This is a genomic window from Paraburkholderia sp. BR13444 (assembly GCF_040948755.1).
GTDB lineage: Bacteria > Pseudomonadota > Gammaproteobacteria > Burkholderiales > Burkholderiaceae > Paraburkholderia > Paraburkholderia youngii.
Genome location: NZ_JBFPKM010000005.1, coordinates 412,078 through 434,179, shown reverse-complemented (window position 1 = coordinate 434,179; position 22,102 = coordinate 412,078). Strand labels below are relative to the sequence as shown.

The 22,102-nt window shown below is 65.8% G+C and carries 22 protein-coding genes; 7 read left to right on the top strand and 15 right to left on the bottom strand.

Translation table 11 applies throughout. The annotated features are described in order from the left end of the window. The first annotated feature begins 85 nt into the window (after positions 1–85). Complete coding sequence (locus tag AB3X95_RS17855) at positions 86–541, top strand: rhodanese-like domain-containing protein (protein WP_368622061.1); 456 nt, start codon at positions 86–88, stop codon at positions 539–541. Between the two features lie 152 nt (positions 542–693). Continuing rightward, a complete protein-coding gene (locus AB3X95_RS17850; protein ID WP_368622060.1) occupies positions 694–2,778 on the top strand; it encodes a putative bifunctional diguanylate cyclase/phosphodiesterase in 2,085 nt (694 codons plus the stop codon). On the opposite strand, the gene dapA is transcribed toward AB3X95_RS17850, so the two are convergent. Then, positions 2,771–3,679, bottom strand: a complete 909-nt coding sequence (gene dapA, locus AB3X95_RS17845) for a 4-hydroxy-tetrahydrodipicolinate synthase (protein WP_368622059.1) — start codon at positions 3,677–3,679, stop codon at positions 2,771–2,773. The two genes, AB3X95_RS17850 and dapA, sit on opposite strands and share 8 nt — an antisense overlap. A gap of 438 nt (positions 3,680–4,117) precedes the next feature. Here dapA and AB3X95_RS17840 point away from each other — a divergent pair, with 438 nt between their 5' ends. Next, positions 4,118–5,410, top strand: a complete 1,293-nt coding sequence (locus AB3X95_RS17840; RefSeq protein ID WP_176107769.1) for an aspartate carbamoyltransferase — start codon at positions 4,118–4,120, stop codon at positions 5,408–5,410. A 22-nt stretch (positions 5,411–5,432) separates the two neighbouring features. Here the strand turns inward: AB3X95_RS17840 and AB3X95_RS17835 are convergent, their stop codons facing one another. Further along, a complete protein-coding gene (locus AB3X95_RS17835; protein WP_368622058.1) occupies positions 5,433–6,293 on the bottom strand; it encodes an alpha/beta hydrolase in 861 nt (286 codons plus the stop codon). Between the two features lie 156 nt (positions 6,294–6,449). Beyond that, positions 6,450–7,274 carry an NAD(P)H-dependent oxidoreductase gene (locus AB3X95_RS17830; protein ID WP_368622057.1) on the bottom strand — a complete coding sequence of 275 codons (825 nt, stop codon included), beginning with the start codon at positions 7,272–7,274 and terminating at the stop codon, positions 6,450–6,452. Positions 7,275–7,344: 70 nt separating this feature from the next. On the opposite strand from AB3X95_RS17830, the gene AB3X95_RS17825 reads away from it, so the two are divergent. After that, the gene (locus AB3X95_RS17825; protein WP_368622056.1) at positions 7,345–8,253 is read left to right on the top strand and encodes a LysR family transcriptional regulator; all 909 of its coding nucleotides are present in this window, start codon (positions 7,345–7,347) and stop codon (positions 8,251–8,253) included. Here AB3X95_RS17825 and AB3X95_RS17820 read toward each other — a convergent pair whose 3' ends face one another. Continuing rightward, a complete protein-coding gene (locus AB3X95_RS17820) occupies positions 8,254–9,129 on the bottom strand; it encodes an aldo/keto reductase family oxidoreductase (RefSeq protein WP_368622055.1) in 876 nt (291 codons plus the stop codon). A gap of 107 nt (positions 9,130–9,236) precedes the next feature. Here AB3X95_RS17820 and AB3X95_RS17815 point away from each other — a divergent pair, with 107 nt between their 5' ends. Then, positions 9,237–10,139, top strand: coding sequence for a LysR family transcriptional regulator (locus AB3X95_RS17815; RefSeq protein WP_368622054.1), 903 nt, complete (start codon positions 9,237–9,239; stop codon positions 10,137–10,139). Positions 10,140–10,169: 30 nt separating this feature from the next. Here the strand turns inward: AB3X95_RS17815 and AB3X95_RS17810 are convergent, their stop codons facing one another. Then, positions 10,170–10,532, bottom strand: coding sequence for a response regulator (locus tag AB3X95_RS17810; protein ID WP_176107760.1), 363 nt, complete (start codon positions 10,530–10,532; stop codon positions 10,170–10,172). Positions 10,533–10,749: 217 nt separating this feature from the next. Between AB3X95_RS17810 and AB3X95_RS17805 the strand changes: the two genes are divergently transcribed. Beyond that, complete coding sequence (locus AB3X95_RS17805) at positions 10,750–11,958, top strand: sensor histidine kinase (protein WP_368622053.1); 1,209 nt, start codon at positions 10,750–10,752, stop codon at positions 11,956–11,958. Between the two features lie 13 nt (positions 11,959–11,971). Continuing rightward, positions 11,972–12,469, top strand: coding sequence for a GNAT family N-acetyltransferase (locus AB3X95_RS17800; RefSeq protein ID WP_368622052.1), 498 nt, complete (start codon positions 11,972–11,974; stop codon positions 12,467–12,469). On the opposite strand, the gene AB3X95_RS17795 is transcribed toward AB3X95_RS17800, so the two are convergent. The 10 genes from AB3X95_RS17795 to AB3X95_RS17750 all read right to left on the bottom strand — a co-directional run bounded on the left by AB3X95_RS17795 (position 12,461) and on the right by AB3X95_RS17750 (position 21,951). Next, a complete protein-coding gene (locus tag AB3X95_RS17795; RefSeq protein ID WP_368622051.1) occupies positions 12,461–12,790 on the bottom strand; it encodes a hypothetical protein in 330 nt (109 codons plus the stop codon). The two genes, AB3X95_RS17800 and AB3X95_RS17795, sit on opposite strands and share 9 nt — an antisense overlap. Continuing rightward, complete coding sequence (locus tag AB3X95_RS17790; RefSeq protein WP_368622118.1) at positions 12,766–13,713, bottom strand: hypothetical protein; 948 nt, start codon at positions 13,711–13,713, stop codon at positions 12,766–12,768. Before AB3X95_RS17790 ends, AB3X95_RS17795 begins: the two co-directional genes overlap by 25 nt. 272 nt (positions 13,714–13,985) lie before the next feature. Beyond that, positions 13,986–14,564, bottom strand: coding sequence for a hypothetical protein (locus AB3X95_RS17785; RefSeq protein ID WP_368622050.1), 579 nt, complete (start codon positions 14,562–14,564; stop codon positions 13,986–13,988). Between the two features lie 255 nt (positions 14,565–14,819). Continuing rightward, positions 14,820–16,022: a 3-oxoadipyl-CoA thiolase gene (gene pcaF, locus AB3X95_RS17780; RefSeq protein WP_184227328.1), complete on the bottom strand. Its 1,203-nt coding sequence runs from the start codon at positions 16,020–16,022 to the stop codon at positions 14,820–14,822. Between the two features lie 367 nt (positions 16,023–16,389). Further along, entirely contained in the window at positions 16,390–17,370 is a 981-nt protein-coding gene (gene denD, locus AB3X95_RS17775; protein ID WP_368622049.1) for a D-erythronate dehydrogenase, read from the bottom strand. Between the two features lie 33 nt (positions 17,371–17,403). Beyond that, positions 17,404–18,204, bottom strand: a complete 801-nt coding sequence (gene otnI / locus AB3X95_RS17770; RefSeq protein ID WP_368622048.1) for a 2-oxo-tetronate isomerase — start codon at positions 18,202–18,204, stop codon at positions 17,404–17,406. Between the two features lie 61 nt (positions 18,205–18,265). Continuing rightward, positions 18,266–18,928, bottom strand: a complete 663-nt coding sequence (locus AB3X95_RS17765) for an aldolase (protein ID WP_368622047.1) — start codon at positions 18,926–18,928, stop codon at positions 18,266–18,268. Then, positions 18,925–20,268 (bottom strand): 3-oxo-tetronate kinase, encoded by a 1,344-nt coding sequence (otnK, locus tag AB3X95_RS17760; protein ID WP_368622046.1) that lies wholly within the window; start codon positions 20,266–20,268, stop codon positions 18,925–18,927. Before otnK ends, AB3X95_RS17765 begins: the two co-directional genes overlap by 4 nt. A gap of 15 nt (positions 20,269–20,283) precedes the next feature. Beyond that, on the bottom strand, positions 20,284–21,174 hold the full coding sequence (gene ltnD / locus AB3X95_RS17755) for an L-threonate dehydrogenase (protein ID WP_176366656.1): 891 nt from the start codon (positions 21,172–21,174) through the stop codon (positions 20,284–20,286). 72 nt (positions 21,175–21,246) lie between these two features. Beyond that, positions 21,247–21,951 carry a FadR/GntR family transcriptional regulator gene (locus AB3X95_RS17750; RefSeq protein ID WP_176366655.1) on the bottom strand — a complete coding sequence of 235 codons (705 nt, stop codon included), beginning with the start codon at positions 21,949–21,951 and terminating at the stop codon, positions 21,247–21,249. Positions 21,952–22,102 lie beyond the last annotated feature (151 nt).

Sequence of the window (22,102 nt, the reverse complement as noted above, 5' to 3'; positions counted from 1 at the left end):
CGATCCCGCCACTTACCGGCTGACCCGCCGCTCGTCACAATCGACTCGGCCACCAGACCACCCGATCAACTCCTCGTTCCTTGCCATGACTCACGACAACCTCACCAGCGCCCCGAACGCCGTCACCGCGATTCCCGCCGCCGACAGCGCCGCCGCGATCGCGCACTACCACGCGTCGCTGCGCTTCGAAACCGATTGCGCCGACGTCCACGCCGCGCTCGCGAGCGGCGCGCCCGGCTTCGTGCTGCTCGACGTGCGCAGTCCCGCGCTGTTCGCGCAGGGCCACGTGCCAGGCGCGCTGAATCTGCCGCACGGCAAGATCGTCGCGTCGAAGCTCGCGGCCTATGCGCCGGACACCCTGTTCGTCACCTACTGCGCGGGGCCGCACTGCAACGGCGCGGCGCGCGGCGCACTGCGGCTCGCCCGGCTTGGGCGCCCCGTCAAGCTGATGGCGGGCGGCGTCACCGGCTGGCTCGACGAGGGTTTCGCGCTGAGCCGTCAGGACGCCGGTCCGTCGTCCGACCCGCGCTCCGCCGCATAGCGCGGCCCGCCCTCGGACAAGCCTTCCAGTGCGGCTCCGCCTTCGTCCGCGAGCCCGTTTTGGCCCCTGTTGGAAAGGCGCAAATAAGTTAAACAAAATGCTAAGAGTGCCGATAAGATGTCAAGCCGCATTCCTCGCGCGGCGGACCCAACATGCAGAGTTCCTACAATTTATGGCTCGTGGCGATTTCGTTCGCGGTCGCGACGCTCGCGTCGTACACCGCGCTCGATCTGACGGGCCGCATCTTCCTGCTCGCCTCGGCGCGCCGGCGGCATGCCTGGCGGCTCGGCGGCGCGTTCGCGCTCGGCGTCGGCATCTGGTCGATGCACTGCGTCGCAATGCTCGCGTTCTCGCTGCCGATCCCGCTCGGCTACGACATCGCGATGACCGCCTGTTCGCTGGCGCTCGCGATCGGCGCTTCGTATCTGGCGCTCTTCCTGACGACCCAGCAACGCCTGACGCCGGCCCGGCTGCTGGCGGGCGGCGTGGTGATGGGAATCGGTATCGCCGGCATGCACTACACCGGAATGGCGGCGCTGCGCATGGCGCCCGCCATCCACTATCAGCCTGTATGGTTCGCGGCCTCGATCGCGATCGCGATCGGCGCATCGAGCGCCGCGCTGTGGATGGCGCGCGCGCTCAGCAATGAACACGAGCGTCATATCGCGCGCAAACGTCTGGCCGCGGCGCTGGTGATGGGCGTCGCGATAAGCGGCATGCACTATACGGCGATGGGCGCCGCGGATTTCGCGCCCGGTGCGATCTGCGGCGCGGCCAACGACATGGACGCGCAATGGCTCGCCACCGCGGTGATCCTGCTCACGTTCGCGGTGCTGATCGTCACGCTGATGCTGTCGCGCTTCGACGTGCGCACCACCTTCCTGCTCGGCGCGGTGTCGAAGCTGAACGGCCAGATCGTGCGGCTCGCGACGCTCGACGTGCTGACGGGCCTGCCGAACCGCGCGACGCTGACCGAGCGGATCGAGCGCGCGATTAGCGTCGCGCGCCGCCAGCGCTCGTCGTTCGCGGTGCTGTTCATGGATCTCGACGGCTTCAAGACGATCAACGATTCGCTTGGTCACTCGGCCGGCGACGCGGTGCTGTCCGCCTTCGCGCAACGTCTGCAGCAATGCGTGCGTTCGAGCGACACCGTCGCGCGACTCGGCGGCGACGAGTTCGTCGTGCTCGCGGAACATCTTACCTGCGGCGAAGACGCGGCCGCGCTCGCCGACGGCGTGCTCGAGCGGATGCGCCAAGGTACGTGGAGCGACGAACAACCGCTGCAGGTGATGCCGAGCATCGGCATTGCGCTCTATCCGCGCGATGGCGAGAGCGTCGAGACGCTGCTCCAGCACGCGGACGCCGCGATGTACGAAGCGAAGCGCGCCGGCCGCGGCACCTACCGCTTCTTCGAGCGCAGCATGAACGAGGCCGCCACGCGCACGCTGCAGATCCAGCAAGTGCTGCACGACGCCTTCGCGAACGAGCGCTTTTCGCTGCTGTTCCAGCCGAAGTTTCAGCATGGCGGCGACGCGCTCGCGGGCGCCGAGGCGCTGATCCGCCTGCACGATCCGCAGCTGGGTGCGCTGACGCCGGCCGAATTCATCCCGGTCGCCGAGCGCTCCGGGCAGATCGTGCAGATCGGCTACTGGGTCGTGCGCGAGACCTGCCGGCGCATTCGCGGCTGGATCGAACAGGGCCTGCCGGCGATGAAGGTGGCGATCAATCTGTCGCCGCGTCAGTTGCTGCAGCCGGACCTCGTCGAGACGATCCAGGAGATCGTCAGGAACGAGGGCGTCGCGTGCGAGCAGATCATGTTCGAGATCACCGAGACCGTCGCGATGCAGGACGCCGCGCGCACCGTCGAAGTGATCCGCGCGTTTCAGGCGAGCGGCTTCGACATCTCGATCGACGACTTCGGCACCGGCTATTCGAGCCTCGCCTATCTGCAGCGCTTTCAGGTGAAGCAGCTGAAGATCGACCGCTTCTTCACCCACGGTCTCGACGCGAACGGCGCGGCGGGCAGCGCGATCGTGTCGGCGATCATCGCGCTCGCGCACTCACTCGAAATGGACGTAGTCGCCGAGGGCGTCGAAACTCAATCGCAGCTCGACAAGCTGCGCTCGATGATGTGCGACGAAATGCAGGGCTACCTGCTCGGCAAGCCAGTCAGCGCCGACGACTTCGGCGCCATGCTACGCAGCAGAACGATGGGCGCGAGCGGAGTGGCTATCTAGGCAGCGTCTCTCCCAACGCCGCGAGCCGTTCGGTCAACGCCGCGCTCGCGCGCGTCATCGGCAAGCGCAATTCATTGCGCACCCACCCCGTCGCCGCGAGCAGCGCCTTCATCGGCGCGGGATTCGGTTCCGCGAACGCGAGCTGGATCTGCGGCACGAGCGCGTGAAAAATGCGCCGTCCTTCGTCGAGCTTGCCCTCCGTCAACGCGCGGTACAGCGCGACGAAACGCTCGGGCCGCCAATGCGCGGACGCCGCGATCGCTCCACTGCCACCCGCGCACACCGTCGAGAAGACCTCGAGGTCGTTGCCCGCGAGCACCTGCAGACGGCCGTCGCGAATCAGCGCGAGCGTCGTGTCGAGTGAACCGGCGCAATCCTTGATCGCCTGAATTCGCGGATGCGCGGCGAGCGTCAGCAGCGTGTCGAGTTCGAGCCGCACGCCGGTGCGCTGCGGAATGTCGTAGAGCACGACCGGATGCGCGCTCGCGTCGGCTAGCGCGCTGAAATGCGCGACGATGCCGGCCTGCGCGGGCCGCGTGTAATACGGCGCGGCGATCAGCACGCCGGCAATCGGCAACGGATTCAACTGCTCTATCCGCGCGAGCATGCTCGCCGTGTGATTGCCCGAGACGCCGACCAGCACAGGCAACGGACGCCGCTGCGCGTCGGTGGCGTCGGCGGCGTCGGCGTCGGCCTGCGCGGCGTCGAGAATCGTCGCGAGCACGGCGTCCTGTTCGGCGGCGTCGAGCGTGGCGGGCTCGCCGGTCGTGCCGAGCGCGACGAGCCCAGCCACGCCGGCGTCCGCATAGCGGCGCACCAGCGCGCGCAACGCGGCGTGATCGACGGCGCCGTCGGCGAACGGCGTAATCAGCGGAATCCAGATACCCGAGAAATCAGACATGTTTTCTACCTCGATGACGACCGTATCGAATCCGGGTCAGCGGTGCGAGGGAGAACACAGGAGAAAGCCGCAGGCGGGCGGTCGACCGGTCGTTCCGTCGCACATCTGACGACGGAACTGCGCGCTCCGGTCAGATGAGCGGCTGTTTTTTGGCTTTGGCGCCGACGTTACGCGAAGCACCGTTCGCGCGGGCGACCGCCACGCTCGCCAGAGCGGCGCGGGCGAAGGTCGACGAACGGAGCGGGAAGATAGGGCCGGAGTGCATGAACCGCAGTGTAACCGCGAAACCCGCGCGGCGGGGCCTTCGGCGCCTCACGAAGCAGCTGCGGACGAAAACGCTTGACATCTACGCGCCGGAAACTAATATACGCACCGCGTACATCAACGCATTTTGCTGTCTGACTCCCGCCGATCCCTACACTTGCGACAGGTGCCCTCATGAGCGTTCCGCAACAAGCCTTCCTACGCGATGCGATGCGTCGCCTGAACATGACGCGCGATACGTTCGCTAACCGCATCGGCGTGTCGCGCCGGGCGCTGGATACGTGGCTGCTGCCGGACGACTCGCAGGAATCGCGGGCGATGCCGGAAATCGTCGAGCGCTTCGTGTCGGAGATCGTCGCCAATACGGAGCCTGGCGAAGGATATACGCAAAGCGTAGACTCGCAATCGCTTGCAAGCCAGATGCTGTTCGAGGGCAAGCCGCAGTTGCTGTCGGTCGATCAGTTTTCGCGCGACTCGGTCGAGGCGCTCTTTCGCGTCGCCGACATCATGCAGCCGATCGCGCGGCGCCGCAAAATCTCGCGCGTGCTCGAAGGCGCGGTGCTCGGCAATCTGTTCTTCGAGGCGAGCACCCGTACCCGCGTGAGCTTCGGCGCGGCGTTCTGCCGGCTCGGCGGCTCGGTGTGCGACACCACCGGCTTCACGTTTTCTTCGATGGCGAAGGGCGAATCGATCTACGACACGAGCCGCGTGATGAGCGGCTATGTCGACGCGCTGGTGATCCGCCACCCGGAGCAAGGCTCAGTCGCCGAATTCGCGCGCGCGACCAACGTGCCGGTGATCAACGGCGGCGACGGTCCCGGCGAGCATCCGAGCCAGGCGCTGCTCGATCTGTACACGATCCAGCGTGAGTTCTCGCGCCTGGGCAAGATCGTCGATGGCGCGCATATCGCGCTGGTCGGCGACCTCAAGTACGGACGTACCGTGCATTCGCTCGTGAAGCTGCTGGCGCTGTATCGCGGCATCAAGTTCACGCTGATTTCGCCGCCGATGCTCGAAATGCCGGGCTATATCGTCGAGCAGATTTCGCGCAATGGTCACGTGATCGAACAGACGCATGACCTGCGCACCGGTCTGCGCGGCGCCGACGTCGTGTATGCGACGCGCATCCAGAAGGAGCGCTTCGCCGACGAATCGTTCGAAGGCTACACGCCCGACTTCCAGATCAACCAGGCGCTCGTCGATAGCGTGTGCGGCGCCGACACGCTGATCATGCATCCGCTGCCGCGCGACAGCCGGCCCGGCGCGAACGATCTGAGCACCGACCTCAACCACGATTCGCGGCTCGCGATTTTCCGGCAGACCGACAACGGCATTCCGGTGCGGATGGCGATTTTCGCGGTACTGCTCGGCGTTGACAAACAGGTCCAGCATTCGATGCGCGATGCCACGTGGCGCCCGCCCGTCTACCTGGGACCGGACGACGCGGTATTTCACGGAATCGATTGACGCGGACAGCCGCGTGCGCCGCTCAAGCCGCGGCCGCGGCGCGCGCGTCACGCATTTCGCGCGCCGCCTGCCTGAACGTGCCGGCAAAGAACAGCACCTGGTATTTGACCGCGTTCGACCAGTACGTCCATGTATGGCCGCCGGGCCGCTCGGCGTAATCGTGCGGCACGCCGAGTTCGACGAGCCGCTCGTGCAGCAGACGGTTCGACTGCACGAGCGAGTCGTTCACGCCGCAGTCAATCGTCAGTGCGATATGGTCGCGGCCGAAATCCTCCGCGCTGGCGACGATCGCTTCGCTATCCCAGAAGTCCGCATGTTGGGACGGGTCGCCGAACACCCGTGCGATGCCGGGCTCGTCCTCGCTGCTGCGCGGGTCCACCGCACCGCTGATGCTGCCCGCCGCGCCGAACGCATCGGGCATGTCGAGCGCGATGCGTAGCGCGCCGAATCCACCCATGCTCAAGCCTGTGATCGCGCGCGCCTGCCTCGTCGCGATCGTGCGAAAATGGCTGTCGATATAGCCCACCACTTCGGTGCCCACGTAGGTTTCATAGCGACTGCGCGGATCGACGGGACTATCGATGTACCAGCTATCGCGCCCGCCGTCGGGCATCACGAGGATCACGTGATAGCGATCGGCGAGCTTGCCGATATGCGAATTCGCGGTCCAGTCCGTGTAGTCGCCGCCTGAGCCGTGCAGCACATAGACGACCGGAAAGCGCGCGGCCTGGTTGCCGCGCGCGTACTGATCGGGCAGCACGACGGTGGCGTCGAACGTACGATGCATCGCCGCGCTCGGGATCGTGACGACGCGCGACTGGAACGCCCACGCCGGCGATGCGATCAGCATCAAAATGAGCCAGAACCTACGAACTGGATTCATGGTGGGTCGCCCTTCCGCTCGTTTCAGCTACGCTCCGGCTGCTTACCTTCGTCAGGCATCCAGAATAAAGCCGTCCTGGCATGCTTCGGCCTGTGTACGCCGACGACTCTAGCAATGGCGACTTACAACCAAATTTCAGCGAAACATACGATCCAGTCAGGCTTCCGCCGCTTCGTTCGCTTGCGTTGCGCTCGCCGCGCCGACATCTTCGACGTGCACGGCAAACCCAACCTGCCCCGGCGCCAGATCGTCCCGCAATGTGAGCGCCGGAATCTCATACGCACCGCCGTTCTGCGGCCGGAACGCGATCGGCGCGGTCGTCCACAGCGTGTCGAGCCGTCGCCCGAGCGCCGCGCTGACCTCGGCATACTTCGCGTCGTCGACACGGCTCGTGCGATAGACGACGAACGGCGGCAATACGTCGAAGCCCGGGTAATACAGCACGCCGTGCTGGATCGGGAACAGCACGTCGTCGATCGGACCGTTGATGCCGCGCGCGCTGTAGTGCGACTCCCACCCGCCTGTCGTGACGACCAGCATCGCGCGCTTGCCCGCGAAACGGCCCTCGCCGTAACGCTCGCCCCAGCGCGAATCGGAATGTTCGCCGACGCCGTACGCGAGACCGTACGCATAGACGCGCTCCACCCAGCCCTTCATGATCGCCGGCATCGAGAACCACCACAGCGGAAACTGCAGGATCACCGCATCGGCCCACTTCAGTTTGTCCTGCTCGCGCGCAATGTCCTCGCGCTGCAAGCCGTTCTCGAACGCATGCTTCGATTCGAGCGACGCGAAGAAGCGCTCGGCGCTATGACGCTCGCTGGTGTCGTGTGCATCGAGCGACGCTTTCCAGTTCATCGCGTACAGATCGGACACCTGCACCGTATGGCCGGCCCGCTCGAGATGACGGACTGCGAAGTCCTTCAGCGAACCGTTCAACGATTTCGGTTCGGGATGCGCATAGATGATAAGAACGTTCATGACGAGACCCTCGTGGCTGAAAACAGTCACGATAGTCATCGCCGAGGTATATTGGAAATGAATTCCGAACATGTCAGGTATTGCCGTGGTTAATCTCAGAAGACTCGACCTGAACCTGCTGGTCACGCTCGATGTGCTGCTCGAAGAGCACAACGTGACTCGCGCCGCCGAACGGCTGAACTTCTCGCAGCCGTCGGTCAGCGTGCATCTGGCGAAACTGCGCGACGTATTCGGCGATCCGCTGCTATTGCCCGGACCGCGCGGCATGCGGCCCACCGCGAAAGCGCAGGCACTGCGCGAGCCGCTACGCGAAGCGCTCGAAACACTGCAGCGCGCGGTCGCGCCAACCAGCCCGTTCGATCCGGCCGCGGCGACGCAAACCTGGCGCATCGCCGCAACGGACTACGCGGAGTCGACGATCATCCTGCCGATGCTGGCGGGCTTGCGCGCGGCGGCACCCGGCACGCGTCTCGCGATCGTCGAGGCGGTGCCGCCGCGGCTCGCTCGCCAGGCCGAACAGGGCGACATCGATATCGGCTTTCATACCAGCGAAGGCGCGCCCGAAGGTTTGCGCCGTCGCGTGCTGTTTGCCGAGCGCTACGTGCTGGTCGGCCGCGCGGGTCATCCGAAGCTAAAGCGCCGGCCCACTCTGGCGCAGTTCTGCAAGCTCGAACACGTGATCGTGTCGCCCGATGGCGGCGGCTTTTTCGGCGTCACCGACGAGACGCTCGCAAAGGTGGGGCTCGCGCGCAAGGTCGTGCTGTCGGTGCCGCACTTTCTGTTCATGCAGTCGGTGCTCGCGAGCACCGATCTCGTGGGGATGCTGCCCGCGCGTCTCGTGCGCGGCTCGGACACGTTGCGGATGGTCGAGCCGCCGGTCGAGGTGCCGGGCTACGAGATGGCGATGCTCTGGCATGAGCGTGTGCATCGCGATCCTGCGCATCAATGGTTGCGCGAGTTTATTGCGGCGTCGGTGTAGTCAGCCCTTCTCAGCGCCGATCGCATCCAGTTGATCGAGCACCTCGTCGCTGAGCTTCAATTGCGCCGACTGCAGGTTTTCGCGCAGATGTGCCACCGAAGACGTGCCCGGAATCAGCAGAATGTTAGGCGCCCGATGCAGTAGCCAGGCAAGCGCGACCTGCATCGGTGTCGCCTCGAGCTTGAGCGCAAGCTCCGACAGCTCCGACGATTGAATCGGCGTAAAGCCACCCAGCGGAAAAAACGGCACGTAGGCAATGCCCTGCTCCGCGAGCGCATCGATCAATGCATCATCGTCGCGATGCACGAGGTTGTAATGGTTCTGCACGCACACGACCTTCGTGATGCGCTGCGCTTCGGCAATCTGCGCGGCCGTCACGTTGCTCAGGCCGATATGACGCACGAGCCCGCGCTGCTGCAGTTCGGCGAGCGCCGTGACCTGCTTTTCGATCGAGCCCTCGCTCGGCTCGTGCACGTTGCCCATCACGCGCATGTTGACCACGTCGAGCGCATCGAGCCCGAGATTGCGAAGATTGTCGTGCACCGCGCGCTCGAGATCGGCGGGCTCCTGCGCCGGCAGCCAGGCGCCGGCGCTGTCGCGCACCGCGCCGACCTTCGTGACGATCGTCAGATCGCGGGGGTACGGGTGCAGCGCCTCGCGGATCACCTGGTTGGTCACGTGCGGCCCGTAAAAATCGCTGGTATCGATGTGGTCGACGCCCGACGCGACCGCCTCGCGCAGCACCGCGAGCGCTGCGTCGCGGTCTTTCGGCGGCCCGAACACGCCGGGGCCGGCCAGCTGCATCGCGCCATAGCCCATGCGCCGCACCGCACGGCCGGCTAGCACGAAAGTGTCGATGGAGCTGAAGTTCGGCATCACGATCTCCTTGTGAAGTGATGAGCGGCAGTATCGCCCCAATTGCGTTGTTGAATAAACGGGTCTAACTTGTACGGGTTGTTCAAAATTCTGCACAATCAATCGTCATGGAACTGAATGATCTGGCCGCCTTCGTGTCGGTTTCCCGCGCGGGCGGCTTTCGCGACGCGGCGCGCGTGAGCGGCGTGTCGGCGTCGAGTCTGAGCGTCGCGGTGCGGCGTCTGGAAACGAAGCTCGGGCTGCGCCTGTTGAACCGCACCACGCGCAGCGTCGCGCCGACCGAAGCCGGGCTGCGTCTGATCGAGAAGCTGACGCCGCTGTTCGGCGAAATGGAAGCGGCGCTCGATGTGCTGAACGGCTTTCGCGACAAGCCGACCGGCACGCTGAAGCTCAACGTGCCGTCGAGCGTCGCGCGCATCGTGCTGCCCGACGTGCTCGCGCGCTTTTTGAAGCAGTACCCGGACATTCGCGTCGAGGTCGTCGTGGAGGATGGTTTCGTCGATGTGCTGTCGATCGGTTGCGATGCGGGCATTCGCTACGACGAGCGCCTCGAACAGGACATGATCGCGGTGCCGATCGGCGCACGCGTGCAGCGCTTCGCGACCGCCGCGTCGCCTGCGTATCTCGACGCGCACGGCCGTCCGGAGCATCCCAGCGAACTGCTCGCGCATGCCTGTCTGCGCGGCCAGTTCGCGAGCGGCGCGATGCCCACCTGGTACTTCGAGCGCGATGGCGAGCTGCTGCAATTGAATCCGACCGGACCGCTGCTGGTGCGGCCAGGCGCCGCGATCGACCTCGCGGTCAGCGGCGCGGTCGCGGGTCTCGGCATCATTCACCTGTTCGAAGACATGCTGCGCCCGCATCTGGACAGCGGCGCGCTCGAAGCGATTCTCGAACCGTGGTGGCAGCGGTTTTCAGGGCCCTTCCTGTACTATCCGGGCCATCGTCACGTGCCCGCGCCGCTGCGCGCGTTCGTCGATTTCCTGAAGGTCGACTCAGCACGCGGTTGATTTGATCACACGATGGGTGATCGTGCCGTATCAACACCGTGGCGCGCAGAGTTGCGCGATCGTGGTCAGAAAGAGATCCGCGCCGATCGGCTTCAGCAAACATGCGCTGCAGTACTGCGCTTCGCTGTCCGACGGCGGCACCGCGGTATGGACCAGAATCGGTACGTTGACGGATAGCGGCATCGATTTCAAACGGCGGCACAACTCCGCGCCGTCCATGATCGGCATCATCCAGTCCGTAACGATCAGGTCGGGAACGTGAGCGACGACACAAGCGAGCGCTTCGGCGCCGTTGCTCGCGCAACTCACCTCATACCCTTCGCTTTCCAGAATCAGCCGCCACGCGGCTAGAATTTCCGGTTCGTCGTCCACCAGCAATATCGAATACATCATGGTTTGCTGACGAAACTTGCTTCTTTTGTCTGCCCAGAGTCTCGCAAGAGATGTTCCACACGCGGCAATTGCGCGGATAATGACCCGGGTTGCCGGCGCGCATCGGATGCCTGGCCGATTGCCGGCGCAATCAGGCCTGCGGTGCCCGCGTCAAATCGAGGCGTTCGGAACTGTTCGCGTGTTTGTATGTTGTAGAAACTCCATTCCGGTATCCATCATGACCGACAGACGCGTGAGCCCGCTGCGCAACTTCGCCAACTTCATCCGTGCGGAACGGGGCCGTCTGACGCGGCAATGGATAGATGCCGTCGCCATCGATGCCGATCTCGTCGAAGCGGACAAGCTCACGTATCAACAACTGGCCGATCATCTGCCGGAAATCCTCGACCAGCTGTGCATGGCGCTCGATGCGGAAGATCTCGAACGCGCCGAAACATCGATCGAGCGCGACGCGAAGAAGCACGGCAATGTCCGTTGGCAGCAAGGCTACCGGATCGAAGAACTGGTGCGCGAACTGGACCTCTTTCAGCAGGTGCTCGTCGAAGCGCTCGAAGAATTCGTCGAACGCGACCGGACGTGCACGCGCCGTCACGAGAGCCGCGCGCGGCATCTGCTCGCCGAAGCGTTCAGCGTGGTCAGGTATGCGTCGATCAAGGAAGTGGTCGGCGAGCGCGATCGCAAGATCGACGAATACACAAGCCGGCTCGAACGCGCGAATAACGAATTGACCCTCAAGCAACGGCTGGTCGGCGATCTGTACGATTCACGCATGCAGATCACGCGCAGCGTTGCGCACGATCTGCGCAATTTCCTCAACGCGTTTTCGGTCGCGCTGCAACTGATCGAGCGAGCGCCGTCGCAAGCCGATGCCGCGCTGACACTCGCGAACCGCCAGGCCGCCGACATGAAGCAACTGGTCGACCAGATGGTCGAGTACTCGGTCGTACTCGGCGACACGGCGACAGTCGTGTTCGAAGACGTCGATTTGCGTGAACTGTTCGACGAACTCATCGCTTCCACGCAGCCGTCGATCGACGCGAAAGGACTCGCGCTGCGCAGCGAGTTCGACGCGGCGCTGCCGGTCGTCACGTCGAATCGGCTGAAGCTCAAGCAGATCGCGGTCAATCTGTTGTCCAACGCGATCAAGTACACGAAGTCGGGACAAGTCGAATTCCGCTTCGCGATGCATGGCCCCGAACACTGGACGATTCGCGTGTCCGACACCGGCGTCGGCATTGCGCCCGCCGATGCGGAGCGCGTGTTCGACGAGTTCGAGCGCGCGGCCAGCGAGGAAATCCCGGGCGCGGGTCTCGGGCTCGCGATCGTCAAGGAGCTATGCCGCGTGCTCGATGGACAGATCGAGTTTGCGTCGCGCGAGGGCGTGGGGACCACGTTCGAGATCCGATTTCCGCTGCATGTTCAATGACCCGACCCATCGCATGATCCATCTGCATACTGCCCGCTTCCCCGAGCAGATCGAGGCTGTACGGACCGTCTTCCGCGAATACGCGGAGAGTCTCGGCTTCGATCTCTGCTTCCAGCAATTCGACGACGAACTCGCCAGCCTGCCGGGCAAATTCGCGGCGCCACGCGGCCGCGTGCTGCTCGCGAGCAACGGCACGGGCGACGATCCTGGCGATATCGTCGGCTGTGTCGCGATGCGTCCGATCGACGACACGATCTGCGAAATGAAGCGCCTGTATGTGCGTCCGGCGGGACGCGGTCTGCATGTGGGGCGGCAACTCGCCACGCGTATCCTGGCGGCCGCGAAAGAAGCGGGCTATCGCCGCATGCGTCTCGACACGCTGCCCACGATGCAAGCGGCACTCGGGCTCTATGCATCGCTGGGTTTTGAGCCGATCGACGCTTACGTGTTCAATCCGATCCCCGGCGCGATTTTTCTGGAATGCGATCTGACGCGGCCGCGTTCAATGTAATCGCGGTGCAGGCCTGACCCAGCCTGCAGGTAGGCACTCGCTCATCGCGCCGTTCTGCTGTCTTAATCCACGCACGACCACCTTGGACGATTTGCCGTCACGCCGCGCGAGTTCGGCCAGATCGAGCAACGCGGCATAGCGCGCGGAACAGTCTCTCGTCACGCTGGCGGCGGGATTCGCGCGACGGTCGTCGTTGGCGTCGCTGGTGTCGATGGCGTCGATGATTGCGTGGATTGCCAACAAGGTCGCCACGACGATCGTCGCAAATGCAGCCGTTCTGCGGAGCGCGCCCATCGTCAAGCCCAATGCGCCGGCACCCATACGCGCCCGACCCAATGGCCCGGCACCCACACCGCAGGCCGCGGCGCGACGTACACGGGACGCGGCGCGACGTAGACGGCCGGCGGCGGCACGTACACCACCGGGGCCGGCGGAACATAGGCCGGCGGCGGCGTCACCACAACGGGCTTCGGCGGTACGTACACGACCGGCGGCGGCACGACGACCGGCGGAGGCGGCGGCGCGACCACCACCGGCTTCGGCGCGACGACCACGGTCGTGCCGGTCGTCGTCGTGGCGCCGCCCGCGACCACCACGCCGCCTGTGACCACTGTACCGCTCGACGTCACCGTGTGACCCTGCGTGCCGGTCACGCTCGTCGATGTCGTGACGACGCCGGGCGCGACCCGCGTCGCGGTGCCGGAGTGGTAGACGCTGTTGTTGTCCGGCCCCGTCACCGTGCCCGAGCGCGCGCAAGTCGAACCCGCGCAATTGGCCGACGCCGAATGATTGGCCGTATTGCCGTTCGACCCGGTGATCGAGCCCGACGACGAATACTGGCCCGGCGCGGTGCGCGTCACGTCGCCGGACGTCGTCGCCGTTTTGCCGTCGGGGCCCGTCATCGTGCCGGTATGCGAGCAGGTACCGCCTGCGCAGTTGGTGTCGCCCGAGTGCTGCACCGTGTTGCCGTAGCGGCCCGTTGCGGTACCCGAGTTCGAGAACTGGCCGGGCGCCGTGCGCGTGACCGTGCCGGTGTTGCTCGCGAAGCCGCCATAGGGGCCAGCCACGCTACCCGCATGCGAACAGCTACCGCCGCCGCACGAGCCGTAGTGCGCGCCGTTATAGACGCCGCGCGACGTGTACGCGGTGCCATGACCCGACCACGCGAACGCCGATGCGCTGCCAAGCGCGAACACGGCGGCGGCGGCGCCGAACATCGCCTTGCGCAGCGCGCCTCGCGCGATGCTGGCGCAGACCTTGTCGGAACCTGCGAATGAACGATTCTTCACGATATGTCCTTGCTGGATTCGGGCCACTTGCGTCATTACCGCGTGGCGACGAACGGACTATAGAAGGACACACCGTGGAAATCATCAGGGAAGATATGTCGCGCTGTTTCACCGCGACTCAGGCCCGCCAGGCAAGGCTGTGCGGGCATTCGTCGGGCGGCGCGACATATTTCGACATAGTTTGCGAAACATTCCCGGACGCTGACATGGGCCGCGATCCCAGCCGCTCACTGGCCCACTGGCGTCACCTGCACGGCGGCGGCCGACACGAACACCGCATGCAAGGTATCGCCGACCTTCACGTCGCTCAGGTCGACGTTGGGCGCGGCCTGGAACGTCTGTGTCTGATAGGCGCCGCGCAGCGTCACGAGGCGCTGTTTATGATCGATCTTCAGTACGGTCGCGAGCACCTCGGTCTGGCGCGCCGCTTCGTAACCGCCTGAGGCCGGCGCATAGCTCTGCTTGTCGGCCCGCTCGCGAATCCCCTTGCCCGCGCCGCTGACCTTTTCCGCCTTCGTGAGCAGCGCATTCTTGTAGAGCACGTCGACGCGATCGCCGATCTTCAGTTGATCGAAACCAGCAACCTGCTGACTGACGAGTACGATCGCGACGTTGCCGCCCGAGCCCTTCAGCGTCAGCGCGCGGTTGCCGGCATCGATGCCGACGATCTCGGCCGTCATATGCACCGGCTGCGCCGCGCTGAGCACCGCCTGGGCGGTGCTCGCCATGTCGTTCTGCGCGCGCGTCGGCTGGGTTGTGGCCGCGGCCGCCAGCATCAACGCTGCGCCTATCGTCGTTGTCTTCATTCGCGTTCTCCTCGACAGGGGTTTCGATCCGGCGTGACGGTCATGATGAGCGCCGCGTATGACTTCGCGCTACGCAGTGTTCGTGCCCGCCGCCATGAACTCCACATCCTCAGGACAACTACTGCAAACGATACGACGCGAACGATTGTACGCGCGAGGCAGCGCGCAAAAGCAAACAGCCCCATCGCAGGAACGATGGGGCTGTTTCATGAACGGTCGCAAACCGCTTGCGATGTTCGTCGCGCTACACGTGCATCACACGCGCTCGATCGCGATCGCAATACCCTGGCCGACGCCGATACACATCGTGCACAGCGCGAAGCGGCCCTGCGTGCGTTGCAGCTGATACGTCGCGGTCGTCACCAGACGCGCGCCGCTCATGCCGAGCGGGTGGCCGAGCGCGATCGCGCCGCCGTTCGGGTTCACGCGGGGATCGTCGTCGGCGACGCCCAGCGCGCGCAGCACGGCGATGCCTTGCGAGGCGAACGCTTCGTTCAGCTCGATCACGTCGAACTGGTCGATCTTCATGCCCAGACGCGCGAGCAGCTTCTGCGTGGCCGGCGCCGGGCCGATGCCCATTACGCGCGGCTCCACGCCCGCGGTCGCCACGCCGAGCACGCGGGCGCGCGGCGTCAGGCCGAAGCGCTTCGCGGTTTCTTCGTTGGCGAGCAGCAACGCGGCCGCGCCGTCGTTCACGCCCGACGCGTTACCGGCCGTAACCGTGCCGTCCGGACGCACGACGCCCTTCAGCTTCGCGAGCGCTTCGAGGCTCGTTTCGCGCGGATGCTCGTCCTGCGTGACCGTGATCGGATCGCCCTTCTTCTGCGCGATCGTCACGCCGACGATTTCCTGCGCGAGCGTGCCATCGCGTTGCGCGCGCGCGGCCTTCTGCTGGCTGCGCAGCGCGAACGCGTCCTGGTCGGCGCGGCTGATGTTGTAGTCGGTCGCGACGTTTTCGCCGGTTTCCGGCATCGAGTCGACGCCGTACAGCTTTTTCATCAGCGGGTTCACGAAACGCCAGCCGATCGTCGTGTCGTAGACCTCGTTCTGACGCGAGAACGCGCTAGTTGCCTTGGGCATCACGAACGGCGCGCGGCTCATGCTTTCGACGCCGCCGGCGATCATCAGCGCGGCTTCGCCCGACTTGATCGCGCGCGCGGCGATGCCGATCGCATCCATGCCCGAGCCGCACAGACGGTTGACCGTCGAGCCCGGCACGTCCTTCGGCAGACCCGCGAGCAGCAGCGACATGCGCGCGACGTTACGGTTGTCGTCACCGGCCTGGTTCGCGCAGCCGTAGATCACGTCGTCGATCGCGGTCCAGTCGACGTTGTGGTTGCGCTCCATCAGCGCCTTGAGCGGCACCGCGCCCAGGTCGTCGGCGCGCACCGATGACAGCGAACCCGCATAGCGGCCAATGGGGGTGCGAATCGCGTCGCACAGGAATGCTTCGGTCATGGGATGTCTCCAGTTGAGATGCTGCGTGCGCTGCGCCGTGCCGCGGCCGGCCTTGCACCGATGACGCCGGTTCGATGCCCTGAGGCATCGGCCCGGGGACCGACGGCCGCGCGCGGGAAGCTGCAAAACGGCAGCGGTGTGGCGGCCGATACGTCAAAGCAGCTTAGCGCAGGATCGTGAACGATGGGCTTGGGAGTGACGACCGATACGGTTTTTGCGTCTTCCATGCCCGCCTTGTGTTCTGTATACGAACACAAGGTCATATATCGAACAAAACAGGCTCGATAATAGGCGCCGGCGCGAAAGCGTGTCAAGCACGGCCGCAGCCGTGCCAAACGACACCAGGGAATACGCGGAGGGGTGATCTTCAGCGAACTTCGATTCTTTCATCGGCGATGTAGCCGCGAATCACATCCGCGAAGTTGTGCTCGGCGACAAGCCCGAGCCGTTCGGCGCGCGATGTATCCCACGCGCCGGGCCAGCTGCCGACGATCTTCTCGATGCGCTCGTCCGGCTGCCGCACGATGCGGCTCGCGACCGCCTCGCCCGCGACCTCGCGCAGTGCCGCGATCATTTCGTCGACGCTGACCGACAGGCCCGGCAGATTCAGCACGCGCTGCTTGCCAAGCGCGGCGCCATCGAGTTCGAGGCCGGCAATCAGGCTGTCGATCGCCTTGCGCGGCGACAGCAGCCACAGCCGGGTCGAACCGGCGACCGGGCACACGGCCTCCTCGCCATTCAACGGCTCGCGAATGATGCCGCTCGCAAACGACGACGCCGCCGCATTCGGCCGCCCCGGCCGCACGCTGATGGTCGGCAGCCGCAGCACGCGGCCGTCGACGAAGCCGCGCCGCGAATAATCGTTGAGCAGCAGCTCGGCGATTGCCTTCTGCGCGCCATACGACGACTGCGGATTCAGCGCGGTGTCGTCCTGTACGACCGTGGGCAGATCGCCACCGTAGACCGCGACCGAACTGGTGAATACGACGCGCGGCTGGTGCCCGCGCTGGCGGCAGACTTCGAGCAGCAGCCGCGACGCATCGAGATTGATGCGCATGCCGAGATCGAAGTCCGCCTCGGCCTGCCCGCTGACGATCGCAGCGAGATGAAAGATCGCCGAAGTCTGATCGTCGATCACGCGTTCGAGCACGCTGCGCTCCGCGATATCGCCGACATCGGCACGCACGCGCGCATCGCCGAAATCATGAGCGCGCACGACGTCGAGCAGCACCAGCCCGGTAATCGCTCGCGGTGTGCCGTGCGCATCTTTCAACTCGCCGCGTGCGAGCAGTTCGCGCGCGAGACGCTGGCCGAGAAAACCGGCGCCGCCGGTGATCAGTACTTTCATGGTTACGGTTCCGTCAGTGGTTGTCGGAGAGAGTCAGCGCCGGGCGTCGAGATAAGGCTTCAGCCAGCCAAGCCCCGCCGAGGTCCCCGCGCGCGGCCGGTATTCGCAGCCGATGTAGCCGTCGTAGCCGAGCGCATCGATCAGATCGAACAGGTACGGGTAGTTCAGCTCGCCGATGTCGGGCTCGTGCCGCTCGGGCACACCCGCAACCTGGATGTGACCGATGCCGGCCATATCGCGCTTGAGCTTCATCGCGAGATCGCCCTCGACGATCTGGCAGTGATAGCAATCGAACTGCACCTTCAGATTCGGCGCGCCGACTTCGGCGCAGATCGCTTGCGCGTCGTCCTGTCGATTGAGGAAATAGCCGGGCATGTCGCGCGTATTGATCGGTTCGATGACGACGGTGATCTGTTCCGCTTGCGCGGCCCGCGCCGCATAGGCGAGGTTGTTCAGATACACGTCGCGTTGTGTTTTGCGCTGCGTTTCGGCCGCCTGATCGCCGGCGATCAGCCCCGCCATCACATGCAGCTTGCGATTGCCGAGCACGCGCGCGTACTCGAGTGCCGTATCGATGCTGCGGCGGAACTCGTCCTCGCGCCCCGGCAGCGACGCAAGACCGCGCTCGCCGCCGTTCCAGTCGCCCGGGGGCGCATTGAACAGCGCCTGCGTAAGGCCGTGCGCGTCGAGCCGCGACTTCAGCTCGCCCGCGCGGAATTCGTAGGGAAACAGGTATTCGACCGCGTGGAAACCGTCGCGCGCGGCGGCGGCGAAGCGATCGAGGAACGCGTGCTCGTTGTACATCATCGACAGATTGGCGGCGAAGCGAGGCATGGCGACAGCTCCTTCAAGACAGTGCGATACGGTGCGTGGCGTACATCGGCAATGCGCGCTGCTACCAGCGCGCGCCGAACGCGGCACGGAGTTCTTCGATCGCGGCGGCGTCGAGCGGCGCGGGCCGCGGATTCGTCATCAGCCACAAGCGCGCGGTTTCCTCGAGTTCTTCGAGCGCATACGACGCATGCGCGACCGAGCGCTCCCACACCACCGGCCCCAGACGTTCGAGCAGCACCGCCCGTACGCGGTCGGCCAGCGCGGCGATCCGCGCGGCCACTTGCGGATCGCCCGGGCGTTGATAGCGAATCAACGGTACGTGGCCCACTTTCATCACGTAGTACGGCGTGATCGGCGGCAACACATCCGCTTCGCTCCATACGCCCGCGAGCGTCAATGCGACCAGATGCGTCGAATGGGTATGGACGATGCCGCGCGCCTCGCCGTTGCGCGCATAGATACCGCGATGCAGCGCGAGCGTCTTCGACGGCTTGCCGCCCGACATCGCGTGGCCGTTTGCGTCGACCTTCGCGATATCGGCGGGATCGAGGCGGCCGAGACAGGCGTCGGTCGGTGTGATCAGCCAGCCATCGTCGAGCCGCGCGCTGATGTTGCCGGCGCTGCCGACCGTATAGCCGCGCTGATACAGACTCGCGCCGACCGCGCAGATTTCCTCGCGCACGCGCGCTTCGGCGGAGACCTGAAGTGCCGGTGCGCCGCTCATTGCGCGGCTCCGTCGAGATGACGCAGCGCCTTGTCGAAGAAGTCCGTAGCGCCGAAATTGCCGGACTTCAGCGCGAGTGCGAGCGGTTCCGCTTCGGTCGTCGCGGTGGCCGGCACGCCCGGATCGATCTGCGCGCCGATGCGCAGCATGCGCACGTCGAGCGCTTGCACAACCGCGCCCGAGGTCTCCCCGCCCGCGACGACGAACTTGCGCACGCCGCGCTCGCGCAGGCCGCGCGCGATCGATGCCAACGTCTTCTCGACCAGATGCCCGGCCTCGTTGACGCCGAGTTCGCGCTGCACCGCCTGCACTTCGTCGGGCGAGGCAGTCGCATAGATCAGCACCGGCTCGGCGTGCACGAAGCGCTGTTGCGCGAACTCGAGCGCTTCGCCGACGACGTCCTCGCCGCGCGCCGCCGCGAGCGGATCGATGCGGAACGCGGGCCGCGTCGCGCACCAGGCGGCGACCTGCGCGTTGGTCGCTTTCGACGCACTGCCCGCGAGCACCGCCGACAAACCTTCTACGCGCGGCAATTGCGCGGCATGGGTTTGCTCGCCGAGCAGGCCCGCGCGCCGGAAGTTGGCCGGCAAGCCGAGCGCGACGCCGGAGCCACCGGTGATCAGCGCGAGGTCCGCACAGGCCGCGCCGAGCGTGTGCAGATCGGCGTCGGACACCGCATCGGCAATCGCGATGCGCACACCGTCGGCCCGCAGCGCTTCGAATGCGGCGCGCACGGCCGTGTCGCCTTGCGCGACCCGGTCGTAACGCACGAGCCCGACCTTCGACTGCGTTTGCCGCTGCAGCACGCGCACGAGATTCGCGTCGCGCATCGGCGTCAGCGGATGGTTCTCCATGCCCGACTCATCGAGCAGCGCATCGCCGACGAACAGATGGCCGCGGAAAATCGTGCGGCCGTTCTCGGGAAACGCGGAACACGCGATCGTGAACGATGCGCGCTCGGCGAACTCGGCGGACAGCGCGTTCAGCAACGCATCGGTCACCGGGCCGATGTTGCCCGCATCAGTCGAATCGAAGGTCGAGCAGTACTTGAAGAAGAATTGCCGGCACCCCTGCGCGCGCAGCCAGGCGAGCGCGGCGAGCGATTGCGCGACCGCGTCGCCGGCGGGGATCGTGCGCGACTTCAGCGCGACGACGAGTGCATCGGCGTCGAGCGCAGCGGCGCCCGGCGCATCGGCGCCCGGCGCTTCGTTGGAGGTGGGCACGCCGATCGTCTGCACCGTGCGCATGCCGCCGCGCACAAGCATGTTGGCGAGATCGGTGGCGCCGGTGAAGTCGTCGGCGATGCAGCCGAGCAGCGCAGGTTTCGTTCGAGCCGTCATGAGCACTGTCCTCGCTTATCGCTTTGCCGGCAATTCGATGCCGGGAAAAATCTTCACGACCGCCGAGTCGTCCTCTCCGCCGTGGCCCGCCGTCGACGCCATCATGAACATCTGATGCGCGGCCGCCGACAGCGGCAACGGAAACTTCGAACGACGCGCGGTATCGAGCACGAGGCCCAGGTCCTTCACGAAGATATCGACCGCCGACAGCGGCGTGTAGTCGCCCGCGAGAATATGCGGCACGCGGTTTTCGAACATCCACGAATTGCCCGCACTGTGCGTTATCACGTCGTACAGCGCGTCCGGATCGACGCCTTCGCGCAGGCCGAGCGCCATTGCCTCGGCGGCCACCGCGATATGCACGCCGGCCAGCAGCTGGTTGATGATCTTCACCTTCGAGCCCGCGCCATGCGCCGCGCCAAGCCGATACACGTTGCCGGCGATCGCGGCGAGCACGTCCTCGCATGCGGCGTAAGCGGCTGCGGGACCGGACGTCATCATCGTCATCTGGCCCGACGCGGCGCGCGCCGCGCCGCCCGACACCGGCGCATCGAGCATCTGCAGACCGGCCGCCTCGACGCGCTTGCCGAGATCGCTGGCGAATTCCGGCGCGACCGTGGCACTCGCGATCACGACGCCGCCCGGCTTCATCGCCGTGAGCGCGCCGTGCTCACCGAACAGCACGGCCTCGGTTTGCGCGGCATTGACGACCAGCGTAATCACGACCTCGCACTGCGCGCCGAGCTCCGCGGGCGTCGCACAGCCGACGCCGCCTTCAGCGACGAACGCCTGCAACACGTCGCGCCGCAAGTCGCACGCGTGGACCTTGAAGCCCGCGCGCAATAGCGAACGCGCGACGCCAAGCCCCATCGCTCCCAGACCGATGACACCGACATTTCTCGACATGCGTGACCTCTATGGATTGGTGCTGCATTGGTGCGTTCGCGCGCAGCGGGATCGCCGCGCGCCTTCCGCGCGTCAGGCGATGCCCGCCTCGGCAAGCCGCCGCGCTGCGTTGTACAGATGCGTCTGCGCGGCATTGCGCGCCGCCATCGGATCGCCGGCGCGAATCGCCGCGGCGATCGCCGCGTGCTCCTCGCGCACCTGCCGCGAGAAGTCCTCGCGCAGCGCCTCGTTGCGGCGCGTGACGACCGTGCCCGCTTCGAGATATTGATTGAGGAACGTCAGCGTCTTCAGGAAATACGGATTGCCCGTCGCAGCCGCGATCGCGCGATGAAACGCGACGTCTTCGGCGACGCCGTCTTCGCCATTGGCGACCGCGCGCTCGATCTGAGCGAGCGCGGCGTCGATCGCGGCCATGTCGGCATCGCTGCGACGCATCGCGGCTTCGGACGCGACCTCCGCCTCGATCGCGCGGCGCAGCGCGAGGATCTGCACGACCGAGCCCGGCTCGACGGCTTCCGCGTAGTCGATCCGCAGCGGGCGGATCGTGCCGTGCCCGGCGACGAACACGCCACTGCCCTGGCGCGGTTCGACCACCCCCTCGTTCTTTAGCCGCGACAACGCCTCGCGAATCACCGTGCGGCTCACGCCGAACTGTTCCGCGAGCACGGCTTCGGTCGGCAGCTTGGCGCCGCGCGCGAAGGTGCCTTTGTCGATCTGCTTCAGCAGTTGCTGCGCGACGGTGTCGCTCAAAGCGCGCGAGGGAATCTTGTCGAACATGGTGGATCGATTGGGTTGGATCGGGTGCCGCGAACTGGTCATGTCATCGGGTCATCATACAAATTTTGAGACGGGAATCGCATCCAGGCAAACCCTGGGTTTTTTGCACGAATCGGCGTTATTTGGCGAAATAGAAGGCTTAAGCTATCGT

Excerpts from the sequence above, each read along its gene's own strand:
- denD (WP_368622049.1), bottom strand. The coding sequence starts at position 17,370 with ATGAAAGTACTGATCACCGGCGGCGCCGGTTTTCTCGGCCAGCGTCTC.
- pcaF (WP_184227328.1), bottom strand. The coding sequence starts at position 16,022 with ATGACCGAAGCATTCCTGTGCGACGCGATTCGCACCCCCATTGGCCGC.
- otnI (WP_368622048.1), bottom strand. The coding sequence starts at position 18,204 with ATGCCTCGCTTCGCCGCCAATCTGTCGATGATGTACAACGAGCACGCG.
- AB3X95_RS17840 (WP_176107769.1), top strand. The coding sequence starts at position 4,118 with ATGAGCGTTCCGCAACAAGCCTTCCTACGCGATGCGATGCGTCGCCTG.
- AB3X95_RS17795 (WP_368622051.1), bottom strand. The coding sequence starts at position 12,790 with ATGGGTGCCGGCGCATTGGGCTTGACGATGGGCGCGCTCCGCAGAACG.
- AB3X95_RS17825 (WP_368622056.1), top strand. The coding sequence starts at position 7,345 with ATGTCAGGTATTGCCGTGGTTAATCTCAGAAGACTCGACCTGAACCTG.
- AB3X95_RS17835 (WP_368622058.1), bottom strand. The coding sequence starts at position 6,293 with ATGAATCCAGTTCGTAGGTTCTGGCTCATTTTGATGCTGATCGCATCG.
- ltnD (WP_176366656.1), bottom strand. The coding sequence starts at position 21,174 with ATGTCGAGAAATGTCGGTGTCATCGGTCTGGGAGCGATGGGGCTTGGC.
- AB3X95_RS17820 (WP_368622055.1), bottom strand. The coding sequence starts at position 9,129 with ATGCCGAACTTCAGCTCCATCGACACTTTCGTGCTAGCCGGCCGTGCG.
- AB3X95_RS17785 (WP_368622050.1), bottom strand. The coding sequence starts at position 14,564 with ATGAAGACAACGACGATAGGCGCAGCGTTGATGCTGGCGGCCGCGGCC.
- AB3X95_RS17750 (WP_176366655.1), bottom strand. The coding sequence starts at position 21,951 with ATGTTCGACAAGATTCCCTCGCGCGCTTTGAGCGACACCGTCGCGCAG.
- AB3X95_RS17800 (WP_368622052.1), top strand. The coding sequence starts at position 11,972 with ATGATCCATCTGCATACTGCCCGCTTCCCCGAGCAGATCGAGGCTGTA.
- AB3X95_RS17765 (WP_368622047.1), bottom strand. The coding sequence starts at position 18,928 with ATGAGCGGCGCACCGGCACTTCAGGTCTCCGCCGAAGCGCGCGTGCGC.
- AB3X95_RS17855 (WP_368622061.1), top strand. The coding sequence starts at position 86 with ATGACTCACGACAACCTCACCAGCGCCCCGAACGCCGTCACCGCGATT.
- AB3X95_RS17815 (WP_368622054.1), top strand. The coding sequence starts at position 9,237 with ATGGAACTGAATGATCTGGCCGCCTTCGTGTCGGTTTCCCGCGCGGGC.
- AB3X95_RS17810 (WP_176107760.1), bottom strand. The coding sequence starts at position 10,532 with ATGATGTATTCGATATTGCTGGTGGACGACGAACCGGAAATTCTAGCC.
- otnK (WP_368622046.1), bottom strand. The coding sequence starts at position 20,268 with ATGACGGCTCGAACGAAACCTGCGCTGCTCGGCTGCATCGCCGACGAC.
- AB3X95_RS17850 (WP_368622060.1), top strand. The coding sequence starts at position 694 with ATGCAGAGTTCCTACAATTTATGGCTCGTGGCGATTTCGTTCGCGGTC.
- AB3X95_RS17805 (WP_368622053.1), top strand. The coding sequence starts at position 10,750 with ATGACCGACAGACGCGTGAGCCCGCTGCGCAACTTCGCCAACTTCATC.
- dapA (WP_368622059.1), bottom strand. The coding sequence starts at position 3,679 with ATGTCTGATTTCTCGGGTATCTGGATTCCGCTGATTACGCCGTTCGCC.
- AB3X95_RS17830 (WP_368622057.1), bottom strand. The coding sequence starts at position 7,274 with ATGAACGTTCTTATCATCTATGCGCATCCCGAACCGAAATCGTTGAAC.